The 15,555-nt window shown below is 61.5% G+C and carries 14 protein-coding genes; 6 read left to right on the top strand and 8 right to left on the bottom strand.

From position 1 onward, the window contains the following. Together CIW50_RS12265 and CIW50_RS12260 are read right to left on the bottom strand one after the other, a co-directional pair. The gene (locus CIW50_RS12265) at positions 1-1,284 is read right to left on the bottom strand and encodes an acyl-CoA dehydrogenase family protein (protein ID WP_246664232.1); all 1,284 of its coding nucleotides are present in this window, start codon (positions 1,282-1,284) and stop codon (positions 1-3) included. After that, the gene (locus CIW50_RS12260) at positions 1,281-2,108 is read right to left on the bottom strand and encodes an alpha/beta fold hydrolase (RefSeq protein ID WP_149531465.1); all 828 of its coding nucleotides are present in this window, start codon (positions 2,106-2,108) and stop codon (positions 1,281-1,283) included. Before CIW50_RS12260 ends, CIW50_RS12265 begins: the two co-directional genes overlap by 4 nt. Before the next feature lie 250 nt (positions 2,109-2,358). On the opposite strand from CIW50_RS12260, the gene CIW50_RS12255 reads away from it, so the two are divergent. Continuing rightward, positions 2,359-3,531 (top strand): acyl-CoA dehydrogenase family protein, encoded by a 1,173-nt coding sequence (locus tag CIW50_RS12255; RefSeq protein WP_149531464.1) that lies wholly within the window; start codon positions 2,359-2,361, stop codon positions 3,529-3,531. Positions 3,532-3,568: 37 nt separating this feature from the next. On the opposite strand, the gene CIW50_RS12250 is transcribed toward CIW50_RS12255, so the two are convergent. Together CIW50_RS12250 and CIW50_RS12245 are read right to left on the bottom strand one after the other, a co-directional pair. Then, entirely contained in the window at positions 3,569-5,071 is a 1,503-nt protein-coding gene (locus CIW50_RS12250; RefSeq protein ID WP_149531463.1) for a flavin-containing monooxygenase, read from the bottom strand. A gap of 116 nt (positions 5,072-5,187) precedes the next feature. Next, positions 5,188-5,637 carry a cupin domain-containing protein gene (locus tag CIW50_RS12245; RefSeq protein WP_092150797.1) on the bottom strand — a complete coding sequence of 150 codons (450 nt, stop codon included), beginning with the start codon at positions 5,635-5,637 and terminating at the stop codon, positions 5,188-5,190. Positions 5,638-5,906: 269 nt separating this feature from the next. Between CIW50_RS12245 and CIW50_RS12240 the strand changes: the two genes are divergently transcribed. The 5 genes from CIW50_RS12240 to CIW50_RS12220 all read left to right on the top strand — a co-directional run bounded on the left by CIW50_RS12240 (position 5,907) and on the right by CIW50_RS12220 (position 12,499). Continuing rightward, a complete protein-coding gene (locus CIW50_RS12240; RefSeq protein ID WP_149531462.1) occupies positions 5,907-6,935 on the top strand; it encodes an AraC family transcriptional regulator in 1,029 nt (342 codons plus the stop codon). 92 nt (positions 6,936-7,027) lie between these two features. Continuing rightward, positions 7,028-7,789 (top strand): SDR family NAD(P)-dependent oxidoreductase, encoded by a 762-nt coding sequence (locus tag CIW50_RS12235; protein ID WP_149531461.1) that lies wholly within the window; start codon positions 7,028-7,030, stop codon positions 7,787-7,789. A 53-nt stretch (positions 7,790-7,842) separates the two neighbouring features. Beyond that, complete coding sequence (locus CIW50_RS12230) at positions 7,843-8,685, top strand: enoyl-CoA hydratase family protein (protein WP_149531620.1); 843 nt, start codon at positions 7,843-7,845, stop codon at positions 8,683-8,685. Positions 8,686-8,838: 153 nt separating this feature from the next. Then, the gene (locus CIW50_RS12225) at positions 8,839-11,190 is read left to right on the top strand and encodes a bifunctional salicylyl-CoA 5-hydroxylase/oxidoreductase (RefSeq protein ID WP_149531460.1); all 2,352 of its coding nucleotides are present in this window, start codon (positions 8,839-8,841) and stop codon (positions 11,188-11,190) included. Positions 11,191-11,248: 58 nt separating this feature from the next. Further along, the gene (locus CIW50_RS12220; RefSeq protein ID WP_149531459.1) at positions 11,249-12,499 is read left to right on the top strand and encodes a flavin-dependent oxidoreductase; all 1,251 of its coding nucleotides are present in this window, start codon (positions 11,249-11,251) and stop codon (positions 12,497-12,499) included. 94 nt (positions 12,500-12,593) lie between these two features. Here the strand turns inward: CIW50_RS12220 and CIW50_RS12215 are convergent, their stop codons facing one another. The 4 genes from CIW50_RS12215 to CIW50_RS12200 are packed head-to-tail and all read right to left on the bottom strand — an operon-like array spanning position 12,594 to position 15,546. After that, the gene (locus tag CIW50_RS12215) at positions 12,594-13,049 is read right to left on the bottom strand and encodes a cupin domain-containing protein (protein WP_068732164.1); all 456 of its coding nucleotides are present in this window, start codon (positions 13,047-13,049) and stop codon (positions 12,594-12,596) included. A gap of 60 nt (positions 13,050-13,109) precedes the next feature. Further along, the gene (locus CIW50_RS12210) at positions 13,110-13,808 is read right to left on the bottom strand and encodes an ABC transporter ATP-binding protein (protein WP_149531458.1); all 699 of its coding nucleotides are present in this window, start codon (positions 13,806-13,808) and stop codon (positions 13,110-13,112) included. Next, on the bottom strand, positions 13,808-14,560 hold the full coding sequence (locus tag CIW50_RS12205; RefSeq protein WP_149531457.1) for an ABC transporter ATP-binding protein: 753 nt from the start codon (positions 14,558-14,560) through the stop codon (positions 13,808-13,810). Before CIW50_RS12205 ends, CIW50_RS12210 begins: the two co-directional genes overlap by 1 nt. After that, complete coding sequence (locus CIW50_RS12200; RefSeq protein ID WP_149531456.1) at positions 14,557-15,546, bottom strand: branched-chain amino acid ABC transporter permease; 990 nt, start codon at positions 15,544-15,546, stop codon at positions 14,557-14,559. Before CIW50_RS12200 ends, CIW50_RS12205 begins: the two co-directional genes overlap by 4 nt. Positions 15,547-15,555 lie beyond the last annotated feature (9 nt).

Raw genomic sequence — 15,555 nt, 5'->3', positions numbered from 1 at the left:
TTACTCGTCTTTCTCGCCGGCCTCGTAGAGTGCTTCGCGACCGATACGGTCGAGGCAGAGTTCGGCGGTCCAGGGCAGCATCAGCGCGCCGCAGCGGCTGTCGCGATAGATGCGCTCCAGCGGCAGCGTCTTCAGCATGGCCTGGCCGCCGCAGGTTCGGATTGCCAGTGCGGCAAGTTCGTTGGCGCCTTCCATCACGGTGTACTGAGCGGCGTAGGCGCGCAGCACCTGCTCCTTGCTCGGATTGGCACAGGCTTCGGTCACGGCCTGGAACCAGGTCGACTTGAGCTGTTCGAGCTTGATTTGCATTTGCGCGACGGCAATCTGCTTGGTCGGATACATCCGGCGCTTGACCGGCGGCATGCCCGGGATTTCGCCGCGGAGATACTTCACGGTGAAATCGTAGGAGGCCTGCGCGAGGCCAACGTAAGTTGGCGACAGCGTCAGGAACATGTGTGGCCAGCGCATCGCTGCCTGGAAATAGACGCCGCGCGGCATCAGAGCTGCGTCTTCCGGGACAAATACGTCCTTGAAGATCAGCGTACGCGAAACCGTGCCGCGCATACCGAGCGGATCCCAGTCGCCGACGACCGAGACGCCTTCGGACTTGGCCGAGATCGCAAGATACAGCGTGTTACGGCGTGAAGCCTTTTCGCCCTCGGCTACCTCAGTGCAGAGTACGCCGTAGTAATCGGCGAAGCCCGACAGCGACGCGAAGATCTTCTTGCCGTTGACGATCCAGCCGCCCTTGACGGGCCTGGCTTCGGTGCCGAAGGCTACGCCGCCGGCAGCTGCTGCGCCGCCTTCGGAGAACGGCTGCGAATAGATCGCGCCGTCTTCGACAATGCGCTTGTAGTGGATGGCGCGGCGGCGGTGCTGTTCGGCGCGCATCTGGTCATCCATGTCGAGGTCATCGGCGAGTGGGCCGGACCACAGCGTCGAGCAGACATGCATGTTCCAGGTCAGCGCGGTAGCGCCGCAATAGCGGCCGATTTCGGCAGCAGCGAGCGAATAGGTCTGATAGCCGGCGCCCGAACCGCCATTGGCTTTCGGGATCGAGATACCCAGCAGGCCCGCCTTGTGCAGGTCCTTGTAGTTCTCCAGCGGAAAGGTGGCCTCGGTATCCCACTTCGCGGCGCGGCCAGCGAAATTGGCCTGCGCCAGCTCGCGCGCCTTGGTGATCAACCCGGCCTGTTCGTCATCGAGACGATGAGCCTTGGGATCGAACATCGGCTTATCGAGGACGATGCTGTCGAGGTCGGGCTTGCTGGCAGGCTTGTTCATGAGGTTGACCCCGAAAGGTTGTGGCTGGTTTTGAGGAAGTCGGCGAGTACTTCATTGAATTCGTGTGGACGTTCGAAGCTGGCGAGATGGCCGACGCCTTCGAGTTCGACATAGGTCGAGCCGGGCACGAGGCCTGCCATCTTTGCCATCGTCTTTGCCGGAGCGTTGTTGTCTTTTGAACCGGATAGGACTAAAGTCGGTATTTTGATGTCCGCGATGTTCTTGCGCAGATCGAAGCCGATCATCGCCTTCATCGAAGCGCGATAGGTGTCGGGCTTGACGGAGGCCATGCAGTCGCGTGCGAGTTCAAGGCCGGCAGGATCTGCATCATCGCCGATCAGGCCCGCGACCAGCTTCGGCGCCATCGAGACCATGGTCTCGCCGCGGTCGAGCGGGCCAAGCCGGGCGTCGATGAAGTTCTTTTGCCATTCGCCGTCTGAACTGCCGAAGGCCGAGGTCGTCTGAGCGAGCACGATGGCGCCGGCGAGATCGGGATAGTCGACCATGAACCGCTGTACGATCATGCCGCCGATGGAATGACCGACCAGTACGGGCTTCACGGCGCCGATCTGTGCGAGAAAATCCTTCAGCGCTTCGGCGAAAGCCGGAATGCTTGGCGCCGGTAGCTGCGCCGAGCCGCCATAGCCCGGCATGTCCCAGCCGATAGCGTAATAGCGGTCGCCGAATGTATCGATCTGGTGGCGCCAGCCGCGGCCGGCGCCGCCGATCCCATGGAGAAACACCAGCGGCGTTGCTGCGGAATCGCCTTTGGCTTCAAAGCCGAAGCGGCCGTCCTTCGTCGTCAGGGCTGCAGAATTTGGCACGCGTAGGCCTCCTGTGCTGTCGGACAAGACAATCCTAGCATGTCCGAGATATATGAAAAGCGATAGTTTTAGACTTAAAGGGTTGTGGGTTGCCTCATCCGGAGGCACGGCCGGTGTCGCCGGTCACGCCTCCAATCGAGGGATTATGCATCTCGGCTTGGCAACGGTGTGGTGCCCGGCAATCGCCCTTGTCCGAAATTTCTTTAGGTTTAAAACAATGTCGATTGCCGATGTATCGAGGGAGGAAGCCATGTCCGATCAGTCATTTTTGTCCTGGCCATTTTTCGAGGACCATCACCGCGAACTGGCCACGGGTCTGTCGCGCTGGGCGAAAGCGACCTTGCCGGGATTGGTCGATCATCATGACGTCGACGGCTCCTGCAAGCGTCTCGTGAGGGCGCTTGGCGATGGCGGGTGGCTACGCGCGGCGGTGCCGGCGAGCCATGGCGGAATGTATCCAACTTTCGATGTGCGCTCACTGTGTCTGATCCGCGAAACGCTGGCCTATGAAACTGGTCTCGCTGACTTTGCGTTTGCGATGCAGGGTCTGGGCACCGGTCCGATCAGTCTGTTCGGTTCGGAGGCGCTGAAAGATCGCTATCTGCCACGCGTCGGCAGCGGCGAAGCCATCGCGGCTTTCGCATTGTCCGAACCTGATGCTGGTTCGGACGTCGCTGCCATGTCGACGACGGCTGTGCCGGATGGTCCTGATCATGTTCGGATCAACGGTTTGAAGACCTGGATTTCCAATGGCGGCATTGCCGACCAGTATGTGGTGTTCCTGCGCACCGGCGAATCCGGCGCGCGTGGCATCAGTGCTTTCGTCGTCGATGCCGGTACGCCCGGCTTCACCATTGCGGAGCGTATCGATGTGATCGCGCCGCATCCGCTGGCGACGCTGAAGTTCGAGGATTGCCGCGTGCCTCTGGCGAACCGCATCGGCAAGGAAGGCGAAGGCTTCAAGGTGGCGATGGCGACGCTCGATGTGTTCCGCTCGACGGTAGGCGCAGCCGCGCTTGGCCTCGCACGACGTGCGCTCGACGAGGCGCTGCATCGGTCGGTAACGCGGAAAATGTTCGGTCATACGCTGGGCGATCTTCAGCTGACGCAAGCGGGACTCGCGGAGATGGCCACGTCCATCGATGCGTCGGCTCTGCTGGTCTATCGCTCGGCCTGGACCAAGGATCAGGGCGCGGCGCGCATCACACGCGAAGCCGCCATGGCAAAGATGTATGCGACCGAAGCAGCGCAGACCGTGATCGACCGCGCGGTGCAAATCTTCGGTGGCATGGGTGTGCAGTCCGGCGTCAAGGTCGAAGAGCTCTATCGAGAGATCCGTGCGCTGCGCATCTATGAAGGCGCCACCGAAGTGCAGAAGGTGATCATTGGTCGCGAGCTGATCAAGGCGGCACAATCCAACTAAGTCGATCAGGCGAGCCGATCACGGCTCGCCTGACACTTCACGCGGCTGTCGCTTCCGCTTTGTAGTTCGGCGCCGATGCGAGAAAACGCGCATAGGCATCGGCGTCCGGCGGTGTGAATTTCTCCACCAGCGCGCCGCGCCGTTTGCTGGTGGCACCCATGTCGTCGAGCAGTTCGTCGAAATGCTTGAAGTGATAGGGCGCCACACAAAGTCCGCCATAAACGCCGGCAGCGGGGCGTTCGACGCGCTTGAAATGTAGCATCTTGTCCATGTCGGCGTACATCTCGGCAGGCGTTGGCTGTTTAGCAAGCTTTTCGTCGGCATAGCGCACGAGCCAGTTGGCTGCCATCTCCGCCGTTAGCACCGAACAGAAGCTGGAATTGAAGCCGACAAAACCCATGTCCGGCAGATCCGGATTGGCGATCACACGATACAGCCGATATTGCCCATCTGCCTGGATCAGCTTGTCGCGATATTGCTGCGGCAGAAACGGCACGCCGAGTTTAAAGCCAATGGCCAGCACCGCAACGTCAGCCTCGACACGCTGACGGCCTGACATGACGATGGTCTTCCCGTCATAGTGATCGAAGGTGCCGCGAATGGCCTTGATGCGGCCATCTGCGACCATGGGGAAGAAGTTTGGGGTGGCGATCGGCACCGAGCAGTTGATGCCGTCCTCGATGCGTCCTTCCGGCACCATGTCGCATTTCTTCAGCTTGAGCTGGGTCTTCAACATGGCCTCCAGCCCGCGCCAATTGGCCCAGATGAAAGGCTTGGCAATGGCATGGTTGATCTTCGACAGCGCACTCGATCCCCAGCCGCGGAACATTTCCTCCTGCGCGCGAATATAGAGAATGCGCTTGAAGTTGATCAGGCCGCCGATGAAATAGGGAATGCGCCACACCGGCTCGCGATAGACGAAGGTAACGGCGCTGGCGCCGGTATTGACCGAATGCACGGCGATATCAGTGGCCGATTTCGAGCCGCCGAGCACGACGACTTTCTTGCCTTTGACAACGGATGAATCGGTGTGCTCCGCCGAATGCAGGATCACGCCGCCGCTAGCCTTGAACGTGTCTTCGCCGGGGTGATGCAGCTCCTTGCGCTCGTTGAATTGTCCGGTGCAAACCGCGACGAAATCGAATGTTTCCTGTGCGGTGGTGTCAGCCGCATCGCGTGTCTCAAGCGTCCAGCCGGGCAGGCCGTCACTGCGCCGATTCATGCTGATGACGGCGGTGTTGAAACGCATCAGGGGGATCAGATTGTAGTCCCGTGCATAGTCGGTCAGATAAGCGTGGACCTGCGGTCCCTTGGGCCATTCGGGATAGTTCGCGGGCATCGGCTTGTCAGTGAAGCGATAGAGCTCCTTGGGGCTCTGGGTCTGCACCTCCGGATAAGAGCGCGCCGGCTCCCAGACGCCGCCGAGATCGCCGCTGCGCTCCAGCACGGTGACCTTATGGCCGCGTGCGGCGAAGGATTTTGCGGCGGCAAGGCCAGCGATGCCGGCGCCGATAACGCAAACACTCTTCTGCTTGACCATGGCTTATCTCCTGTTTGAATGCAGCGACGGATAGCAGGCGTGCGGGGTCACGCGCGCCGACAGGTGTCTGCGTGGAACGCCTGCGATATGTGAAGGTGAAGTTCGGTCGACGCGGCCTAGTCGTTGGCTTCCGGTGGCAGGAAGTTCACTTCATGCTCGGCGGAGACCCGCACGATGGCTTCAATGTCGCTCATATTGTGCAATTGCTTGAACAGGGCTTCGAGCTTCTGCGTCGGCGAGACCCAGAACAGGGCCCGGGCGGGCTTGTCCGACTTGTTGAAATAGCCATGCGGAATGCCGCGGGGCAGGCGGACCAGGTCGCCAGCGTGGGCGCGAACCCATTGACCGTCGAGCTTGAGGTCGAGAACACCCTCCTGAACCAGGATGAATTCTTCCTGGGTCGGATGGATATGCACCGGCACGAACTGGCCGGGATCGCTGTTGGTTTCGAAAGCAAAGGTGGAGTCGGTCACGGCTTTCGGGAAATAGACCTGCCCGAGGATATTCCACGTGGTGCCGTTATATCCCGTGCCGTTCTGGGTAATGCCTTTTTCAAGTGCCGCCATGGTCCTGCTCCCTTGGGTTTCACGTCTGCAAGAATGCTGCGTGACCTCGTGACTTGTCTCTAGCCGTTGAACGAATCCGCTATCCAAACGACGAAATAAATTACCGGTGCAACCGAGGGCCTGGCCACGCTGCGCTGCACACTCGTCTTTGGCGGCGGACTGCCTGCGCATTCATTGTGCAGCACGGCAACATTTACGGCGAGGCGCCGGCTATGCGGCGTGACGCGACATGGATAGTCTAGGCTTCAAATAACGCAGGCGATCGGACCATGGTTTTGGACGCAGCCGTATCAGGGAATGCCCAGCCGGCCCGGGCCGCAAGGCTTGCGGCTTTCTCCCGCGTTTTCACCAGGGATATCGACGAGGCCGCCGACTCGATCGGGCGCATCTTCTGTCCGCATGCGCTGGACCCCTTGCAACGTTCCTGGCCGGATTTTCACGCGCTCCATAATTGTGCGGCGTTCGATGGTTTCTCGGTGAACTACGTCTCCTATGGGGGCTCGGTGGCGATCGACCCTGGCTGCCTTGATCGCTTTTTCCTGCTTCAAATTCCGATGCACGGCGGCGCCCGGGTCACCACGGGTGGCCGGACGATCGAGGCGTCGGCAGGGCGTGTCGCCTCCTTGCTGTCGCCGACCATGCCGACAAAGATGATTTGGCAGGACGATTGTGCCAAGCTGATCCTGCTGGTCGAACGGCGGTTGGTGGAAGAGCGCGCTTCGGCGCTGGCGGAGAAATCCGGAACGGTCATTGAGTTCGATCCGCAGGTCGATCTCAATACGCCGTTCGGCCTCGCGATACGCTCCCAGATCGAATATCTGGTTGATCTCGCAGAACACCGTGCACCTGGGCGGCAGATTTCGCCGATCATGGCGGCGACACTGCGTGACTCCGTTATCGGGCTTCTTCTCACAGGCCAGCGTCACAGCCTCACTGACACCATCGACCGCAGTCTTGCACGCCTTGGTCCGCTGCCAGCGGTGCTGAGAAAGGCACAGGATTATCTCGAAGCGCACGCTACCGAGCCGCTCGATCTCGACCGGCTCGCGCGGGCGGCTGGCATCGGGATACGGTCGCTGCAGCTTGGCTTCCAGAAGCATTTCGGCATGTCGATTTCCGACGCTTTGCTGGATATCCGCCTGACGCATTTGAATGCACGGTTGCTGCGGGCCATGCCGGGCGAGCGCGTCATCGATATGGCCTTCGATCTCGGCTTCACCCATCCGAGCCGGATGGCCAGCGTCTACCGCGCCCGCTATGGCGAGAGTCCGTCGGATACGCTCCGCCGGACCCGCTAGCGGCAGCCTGTGCGCAGGCCGCTTTCTTGCAAAAGCTTGAAGTTTAAAATAATCTCCGGAGCGGCTCATGGGGAGCCTGCGGAAGGTGACACATGTCCGGATTGTCTCGCTCCTCCCACGCTCTGGTGACCGGCGGCGGTCGCGGCATTGGCCGCGCCATCGCGGCATCGCTGGTACAGGCCGGCGCGACCGTCACTATCATAGGCCGCAATCTCGCGGTGCTGAGCGAGGTCGTCGCTGCTGGTGACGCGCATCATGCCGTCGCCGCTGATGTGTCCGATCAGGCCGCGCTGAATGCCGCGATTGCGGATGCGGCGAAACGTCAGCCGATCGATATTCTGGTCGCCAACGCAGGTGCTGCAGAATCTGCGCCGTTCGTGAAGTCCGATACTGCCCTGTTTCAGCGTATGATGGACGTCAATTTCATGGGCGTCGTCTATGCGGCGCAGGCTGTGTTGCCGGAGATGGTCAAGCGCAAGAGTGGCCGCATCGTCGCGGTGGCGTCGACGGCTGGCCTCAAGGGTTACGGCTATGTCAGCGCCTATAGTGCAGCGAAGCACGCCGTTATCGGTCTGGTACGCTCGGTGGCGCTGGAAGTCGCAAAGAGCGGTGTCACCGTGAATGCGGTCTGCCCGGGCTTCACCGAAACCGATCTACTCGAAGGCAGCATCGACAATATCATGAGCAAGACCGGTCGCACACGCGAACAAGCTGTTGCCGAATTGGCGAAGCACAATCCGCAGGGACGTCTGGTGACGCCCGGCGAAGTCGCCGATGCCGTGTTGTGGCTGTGCGGCACTGGCGCCAGTTCCGTCACCGGACAGAGCATCGCGGTCGCCGGCGGCGAAGTTTGATCGAACCGTAACAACAAGAACCGAACTGTCTTCAGGGAGCCAATATGTCTGTCATGGTCAAGAACAAGGTCGCCAATCCCGTTACGCTGCCGCTGGCCGAGTTCAAGCCCGAGCATTTCCTGCTGGCGGTGGCCGATGGTATCGCGACGGTGACGCTGAACCGGCCTGAGCGCAAAAATCCGCTGACCTTCCAGAGCTACCGCGAACTGACCGATTTCTTCCGTGCTTGCGCGATGGATGACGACGTCAAGGTCGTTGTCGTCACCGGCGCCGGCGGAAATTTCTCGTCGGGCGGCGATGTGTTCGAGATCATCGGTCCGCTGATTGAGATGAACACCAAGGATCTTACCGCCTTCACACGCATGACCGGCGATCTGGTCAAGGCGATGCGAGCCTGCCCGCAGCCGATCATCGCCGCGGTGGAGGGCATCTGTGCTGGCGCTGGCGCAATCATGGCGATGGCCTCCGATATGCGTCTGGCTGCGACCGGCACCAAGGTCGGCTTCCTGTTCAACAAGGTGGGCCTGGCCGGCTGCGATATGGGCGCCTGTGCGATCCTGCCGCGCATCATCGGCCAGTCCCGTGCGTCGGAGCTGCTCTATACCGGTCGCTTCATGAGCGCCGAGGAAGGCGAGCGCTGGGGCTTCTTCAGCCGCATCGTTGCGCCTGCGGAGGTGCTGAGCCAGTCACAGACACTGGCGAAACAGATTTCCGAAGGCCCGACCTATGCCAACACCATGACCAAGCGGATGCTGTCGATGGAATGGGCAATGTCGATCGAAGAAGCCATCGAGGCCGAGGCCGTGGCCCAGGCCCTGTGCATGACCACCGAGGATTTCGCGCGGGCGTTCCATGCCTTTGCGAACAAGCAGAAGCCGAAGTTCGAGGGCAACTGAGGCCCTTCTATCTGCCGGACCGGAGCGCGAGCGGGCCGGGCATGGTGATAATTTGATGTGCATCAAAGCCGGCGAATTGCCGGTTTGTCGGGCTTGCCAGGAATTGTTTTAGGTTTAAAATATCTCCATTCAGGCACGACTGCGGAGGCTGTCATGAAGATCGCGATTATCGGTGGCGGGCCGGCGGGCCTCTATTCTGCGATCCTGCTGAAGAAGCAGCGGCCGCAGGCAGAGATCACGGTCTATGAGCGTAACCGTCCCGATGACACCTTCGGCTTCGGTGTGGTGTTCTCCGACGCTACCCTCGATAACTTCGAGAAATACGATCTTCCGAGCTATCAGCGCATCACCCAGGAATTCGCCTACTGGGATGACATCGCCGTGCACTTCCGCGGCACTGTCCATCGCGTCGGCGGCAACGGCTTCTGCGGCTGTTCGCGCCGCACGCTGTTGATGATCCTGCAGGACCGGGCCCGCGAACTCGGCGTCCATCTGCTGTTCGAAGTCGATATCACCGACGAAGCGCGTTTTGCCGATGCGGATCTGATCGTGCTGGCCGATGGCATCAACAGCCACTTCCGCAACAAATATATCGAGCACTTCTCGCCGGAAGTGGATCTGCGCTCAAACAAGTTCACGTGGATGGGCTCAACCAAGCCGCTCGATGCTTTCACCTTCCTGTTCCAGGAAACCGAGTGGGGGCCGTTTATTGCGCACGCCTATCAGTATGAGGCTGGCCGCTCGACCTGGATCTTCGAGACTGATCCGGAGACCTTCAAGCGCGCCGGCCTCGAAGGCCTCGGCGAGCAGGAATCGGCTGATCGCATGCACGATATCTTCAAGGGCTTCCTCGGCGACCACAAGCTACTGATCAACCGTTCGATGTGGCGCAACTTCCCGATGATCCGCAACAAGCGCTGGGTCAAAGACAACATGGTGTTGCTCGGCGACGCCAAGGCGACGGCACATTTCTCCATCGGCTCCGGCACTAAGCTCGCCATGGAAGATGCCATCGCATTGCATGACGCAATGGCGAAGGCGCCCACTGTTGAAGCTGGGCTGTATGAATACGAACATGGTCGCCGCGAGGAGACCGAGAAGATCCAGCACTCCGCCGACGTCTCGCTGGTCTGGTTCGAGCACGTCGATCGTTTTTGGGATTTCGACCCGGTGCAATTCGCATTTGGTGTGATGACCCGTGCCAAGGCGATCACCTACGATAACCTGACCTTGCGCGCGCCTGACTTCGTCAAGGAAGTCGACAAGTCATTTGCGCAGAAGGTGAAGGCGCAGGGCTTCGACGTCGATCTCGCGAAGCCCGAGGTGCCGATGTTCCAGCCGTTCAAGATGCGGGATATGGTGCTGGCGAACCGCGCGGTCGTCTCGCCGATGTGCATGTATTCGGCGGAAGAGGGCGTGCCGAACGATTTCCATCTGGTGCATTACGGCTCGCGTGCCATTGGTGGTGCCGGTCTCATCTTCACCGAAATGGTCTGCGTCGGCCGTGACGCACGCATCACGCCCGGCTGCGCCGGTCTCTGGACCGACGAGCAGGAAGCGCAGTGGAAGCGCATTGTCGACTTCGTGCACAACACGTCGGCCGCCAAGATCTGTCTGCAGCTCGGCCATGCCGGCCGCAAGGGGGCGACCAGGCTGATGTGGGACGGCATGGACCGCCCGCTCGCCGACGGCGCTTGGGACATCGTATCGGCGTCGCCGCTGCCCTATTATCCGGACAGCCAGGTGCCCGCGGAAATCCACCGTACGGCCATGGATCGCGTTAAGGCCGAGTTCGTGGCAGCGACGATCCGCGGCGATCGCTGCGGCTTCGACATGCTCGAGATGCACACCGCGCACGGCTATCTACTGGCGAGCTTCCTGTCGCCGCTGACCAACAAACGCACCGATGAATATGGTGGCTCGCTCGAGAACCGTCTGCGCTTCCCGCTCGAAGTGTTCACCGCGATGCGCGCGGCATGGCCCGTGCACAAGCCGATGTCGGTGCGTATCTCGGCGACCGATTGGGCCGAAGGCGGCAACACCGGCGACGATGCCGTGGAAATCGCGCGCGCCTTCGCCGAAGCCGGCGTCGATCTTGCCGATATTTCGACGGGGCAGACGGTGAAGGAGTCGCGTCCGATCTATGGCCGCATGTTCCAGACGCCGTTCTCGGATCAGGTCCGCAACGAGGCCCGCGTCGCCACCATGTGCGTCGGCAACATCACGTCCGCCGATCAGGTCAACACGATCCTGGCCGCCGGCCGTGCGGACCTCGTCGCGCTTGGCCGTCCGCACCTGACCGACCCGTCCTTCACCATCAAGGCGGCCGCTTGGTACGGTGCAAAGGACGCCTATTGCCCGCCGCAATATATGCCCGGCAAGGACCAGATTTTCCGCAACAGCGTCAGGGACAAGCAGGATTTCGAAGACCTGAAAATTAAGGCTAAGCCGAAGACCCGCGCCGAGATGCGGGCGGAGGCGGCAAAGCCACTTGCAGCTGAATGACCGGGCATGCGAGTTTAGCGGCTAAATTCTGGGCGTTGCGTAATTTGGAGTTGAGCTGATGAAAGCGATCATCGTAGGTGGCGGCGTTGGCGGTCTGACCACCGCCTTGATGTTGCGGGCACGCGGCATCAATTGCGAACTCTACGAACAGGCTGACTCGATCCGCGAACTCGGCGTCGGCATCAACACGCTGCCGCACGCGATCCGCGAACTCGCCAGCCTCGGTCTGCTCGACAGGCTCGATGCGGTCGCGATCCGTACCGATGAATTGCACTATCTCAACCGCCACGGCCAGGAAGTCTGGCGTGAGAAGCGCGGCTTCGGCGCGGGCCACGACGTGCCGCAATTCTCGATCCATCGCGGGCGGCTGCAAACCACGATCCATCGCGCGGTCGAAGAGCGCCTTGGCGCCGAGGTGATCCACACCGGTCGCCGGCTCGGCCACTTCACGCAGGACGAAGGCGGCGTCACGGCTTATTTCTTCGATCGCAACAACAATCATGTCGAGACTGCGCGCGGCGATATCCTGATCGGAGCCGACGGAATCCACTCCAAGGTGCGCAGCACGTTGTTCCCGAACGAGGGGCATCCGGTTTGGAACGGCCTGATGCTGTGGCGCGGTGCGCGCGACTGGCCGGCGTTCCTGACCGGAAATTCGATGATCGTCGCCGGTGGCCTCCATGCCAAGGTCGTGGTCTATCCGATCGCTGAAGGCGAGACGGCCGGCAACCGGCTGACCAATTGGGCCGTGTTGGTGAAAACCGGCGAGGGCGGCACGCTGCCGCCGCGCCGCGAAGACTGGTCTCGCGCCGGCAAGCGCGAAGAACTGATGCCGCATGTGGCGCGTTTCAATGTGCCGCATATCGACGTGCCCGCGCTGATCACGGCGACGCCTGAGTTCTGGGAATATCCCTGCTGCGACCGCGATCCGCTGCCATACTGGTCGGGCGGCCGCGTCACGCTGCTCGGCGACGCCGCGCATCCGATGTATCCGGTCGGCTCCAACGGCGCATCGCAGGCGATCCTCGATGCGCGCGCGCTAGCCGACTCGCTGGCTCATGCCGAACATCCGCGCCAGGCGCTGATGGCTTATGAGCGCAAGCGCCTGCCGATGACCGCGGAGATCGTGCGCTCCAACCGCCGCGGTGGTCCGGAAGGCGTCATCGATGCGGTCGAGCAGATCGCCCCAGATGGTTTTGACAATGTCGAGAACGTGCTGAGCTACGCGCAGCGTGAAGCCATCGTGAAGGGCTATGCGCACAAGGCCGGCTTTGCTGCGCAGCCCGGGCTGGCCGTGGTGAACGGCTGATCCAACCGCTGCATGCGCGATCAAGCTGATACGAAAATGGCCGGGCAAAGCCCGGCCATTTTGCGTCGATGCCTGTAGCTATTAGCGCCGCGCCTTACGCGCCGGGAGGCGGCGGCAGGAAGTGGATGTTGTATTCGGCAGCAAGCGCCACAACGTCCTCGGGCTTCTGCTCTTTCATGTTGTGGATCGCCCAGAACAGATCGTAGAGCCGGCGGCTCGGCGAAACCCAGAACAGCACCTTCGCGTTCTGATCGGACTTGTTGAAGATGCCGTGCGGAATGCCGCGCTGCAGGCGCACCAGATCGCCCGGCGTAGCCGAGGTCTCGGAGCCGCCGAGGAAGAAGTCGAGTTTGCCTTCGAGGATGTAGAGATATTCGTCTTGGTCGGGATGGATGTGCGGCGGCACGAAGGTGCCGGGCGGGAACGTGGCGTGCCACGAGAACGAGTCCTCGCTGCAGTTCTTCGGCACATAGGTCTGGCCGAGAATGTTCCAGGTGATGCCCTGCATGCCCTCATTGGCGCGGGTGATGCCGGCGATCTCGGTTTTCATGGTTGGTCCTTCCTTGGGTCACGCATTACGACGCGTCGGGTGGTACTCGAAAACAGTTGATCAAACGTGGAGAAAACGGTCCTTCACGGTGGAGTCGCTCTTCAGTTGTTCCGATGTGCCGGTCCACACCACGCGCCCCTTTTCGATCACCACATGGCGATCGGCGAAGCCGGCGAGTGCATCGACGTTCTTGTCGATCACCAGAATCGACTGATGCTCGGCCTTGAGCTTCTTCAGGCAATTCCAGATTTCGAGGCGGATGAGCGGCGCGAGGCCTTCGGTGGCTTCATCGAGAATGAGCAGCTTCGGATTGGTCATCAGCGCACGGCCGACCGCCAGCATTTGCTGCTCGCCGCCCGACAACTGCGTGCCGAGATTGCTGCGGCGTTCCTTGAGGCGCGGAAACAACTCGTAGATCTTATCGAGCGTCCAGCGCGCCGGCGGATGCCGCACGGCGGCGGTGGCGACCAGGTTTTCTTCCACGGTGAGCGTCGGGAAGATCTGGCGACCTTCCGGCACGAGACCGATGCCAGCCTGGGCGATGCGATAGGACGGCAAACCGGTCATCGGCTTGTCGTCGAAGGTGACGGTGCCGCCAGTGGGATGAATCATGCCCATGATGGCGTTGATGGTCGTGGTCTTGCCCATGCCGTTGCGGCCGAGCAGGGTAACGACTTCGCCGGCACCGATATTCAGCGAGATATCGAACAGCACCTTGGCTGCACCGTAAGCAGCCTGAAGATTTGAGACTGAGAGCATCAGGCGGCCTCCTCGCCGAGATAGGCAGCGCGGACTTCCGCATTGTCACGAATGCTCTGCGGCGAACCGGAGGCGATGATGCGGCCGTAAACGAGGACCGAGACGCGGTCAGCCAGTGCGAAGACGGCGTCCATATCGTGCTCGATCAGCACGATGGGAAGCTCCTTGCGCAGCTCCTGCAGCGTATTGATCAGCCGCTGCGATTCATCGTGGCTGGTGCCAGCGAGCGGTTCGTCGAGCAGCAGCAGCTTTGGCTTCGCCGCCAGTGCAATGGCGATTTCAAGCTGGCGTTTCTCGCCATGCGACATCTGCCCGGCCGGTACGCTTGCGCGGGCGGCGAGGCCGAAGCGCGACAGCAGGGCCATGGCGGTGTCGTTCAGTGCCGGCTCCTTCGACGCATTGCCGAAGAAACTGAAGCTCGATCCGCTGCGCGCCTGCACGGCGATGGCGACGTTCTCCAGCGCGGAGAAGCGCGGCAGGATCGAGGTGATCTGGAAAGAGCGCACCAGACCCATCCGCGCACGCTCTGCCATTGGCAAGCGCGAGACGTCCTGGCCGTCAAAGATAATGCGGCCGGAGTCCGATTGTGCGTGTCCGGAGATCTGGTGGATCAGCGTGGTCTTGCCGGCGCCGTTAGGGCCGATGATGGCGTGCAATTCGCCGGCCTCGATATTCAGCGACACGTCGTCGGTGACGCGCAGCGCGCCGTAATTCTTGCAGATGTTCTGCAGTTGAAGCGGAGCGCTGCTCATGACTTGCTCCCGAACAGTCCGGTGATGCCGCCGCGGGCGTAGAGCACGACGAGAATGAGGATGGGTCCGAAGATCAGCGCCCAGTTCTCCGTATAGTGCGACAGGATATCTGCGAGCAGGCTGAACACCGCGGCGCCAATGATCGCGCCATGCAGCGAGCCGAGTCCGCCGAGCACGAGTACGAAGATCAGGTCGCCGGAGCGTTGCCAGGCCGTATAGGCGGGGCTGACGAATTCGGTCTGGTTGGCAAGCAGAAACCCGGATACGCCGGCGATCATGCCGGCAATGACGTAGGCGGTGAGCTGATAGCGATAGGGCGCAAAGCCGATCGCTTCCATACGTACGGGATTCTCGCGAATGCCGCGTAGCACCCGACCGAAGCGTGACGCGACGATGGCGCGGAGCAGCAGATAAGCACCGAGCAGCACGCCGAAGGCGACGTAATACATCGCCACATCGTTCTTCAGGAACTTCGAGCCGAAGAACATGCTGCGCGATGCCAGCGTTAGCCCGTCGTCGCCGCCATAGGCAGCCAGCGAAGTGCCGAGGAAGAACAGCATCTGGCCGAAAGCCAGCGTGATCATGATGAAATAGACGCCCTTGGTCCGCAGCGAGATCGCGCCTGTGAAGAGAGCGAAGATGAGCGAGACACCGAGCGCCACCGCAAGCTGGATGAAGCCGTCGGTGATGCCGTGGCTGGCGAGGATCGCAACGCTGTAGGCGCCAAGGCCGACATAGGCGGCATGGCCGAACGAGATCATCGCGCCGTAGCCGATCAGCAGATCGAGCGACATGGCGGCGAGCGCCAGGATCATGATGCGCGTGACCAGCGCGAGAATGAAGCTCTGCGATCCCCACAGCGCCGAGAGCGGCACCAGGGCGAAGATCACAAACACGATCAGCGGCAGCAGATAGGCCCGGTTGGCACGCGGAGGCGTTGCGAGGGCCGGCGAAGCGGGGGCGTCGAGGTCGAGGAGATTGTTCATGGTCTGCTC

Source organism: Tardiphaga sp. P9-11, from assembly GCF_008329525.1.
Lineage (GTDB): Bacteria > Pseudomonadota > Alphaproteobacteria > Rhizobiales > Xanthobacteraceae > Tardiphaga.
The sequence above is the reverse complement of the archived record's forward strand: the minus strand, read 5'-3'. Positions and strand labels throughout refer to the sequence as shown.

Coding starts and splice junctions, on each gene's coding strand:
- CIW50_RS12240 (WP_149531462.1), top strand. CDS start 5,907: ATGGTTTTGGACGCAGCCGTATCAGGGAATGCCCAGCCGGCCCGGGCC.
- CIW50_RS12245 (WP_092150797.1), bottom strand. CDS start 5,637: ATGGCGGCACTTGAAAAAGGCATTACCCAGAACGGCACGGGATATAAC.
- CIW50_RS12235 (WP_149531461.1), top strand. CDS start 7,028: ATGTCCGGATTGTCTCGCTCCTCCCACGCTCTGGTGACCGGCGGCGGT.
- CIW50_RS12250 (WP_149531463.1), bottom strand. CDS start 5,071: ATGGTCAAGCAGAAGAGTGTTTGCGTTATCGGCGCCGGCATCGCTGGC.
- CIW50_RS12210 (WP_149531458.1), bottom strand. CDS start 13,808: ATGCTCTCAGTCTCAAATCTTCAGGCTGCTTACGGTGCAGCCAAGGTG.
- CIW50_RS12225 (WP_149531460.1), top strand. CDS start 8,839: ATGAAGATCGCGATTATCGGTGGCGGGCCGGCGGGCCTCTATTCTGCG.
- CIW50_RS12230 (WP_149531620.1), top strand. CDS start 7,843: ATGGTCAAGAACAAGGTCGCCAATCCCGTTACGCTGCCGCTGGCCGAG.
- CIW50_RS12265 (WP_246664232.1), bottom strand. CDS start 1,284: ATGAACAAGCCTGCCAGCAAGCCCGACCTCGACAGCATCGTCCTCGAT.
- CIW50_RS12215 (WP_068732164.1), bottom strand. CDS start 13,049: ATGAAAACCGAGATCGCCGGCATCACCCGCGCCAATGAGGGCATGCAG.
- CIW50_RS12255 (WP_149531464.1), top strand. CDS start 2,359: ATGTCCGATCAGTCATTTTTGTCCTGGCCATTTTTCGAGGACCATCAC.
- CIW50_RS12220 (WP_149531459.1), top strand. CDS start 11,249: ATGAAAGCGATCATCGTAGGTGGCGGCGTTGGCGGTCTGACCACCGCC.
- CIW50_RS12200 (WP_149531456.1), bottom strand. CDS start 15,546: ATGAACAATCTCCTCGACCTCGACGCCCCCGCTTCGCCGGCCCTCGCA.
- CIW50_RS12205 (WP_149531457.1), bottom strand. CDS start 14,560: ATGAGCAGCGCTCCGCTTCAACTGCAGAACATCTGCAAGAATTACGGC.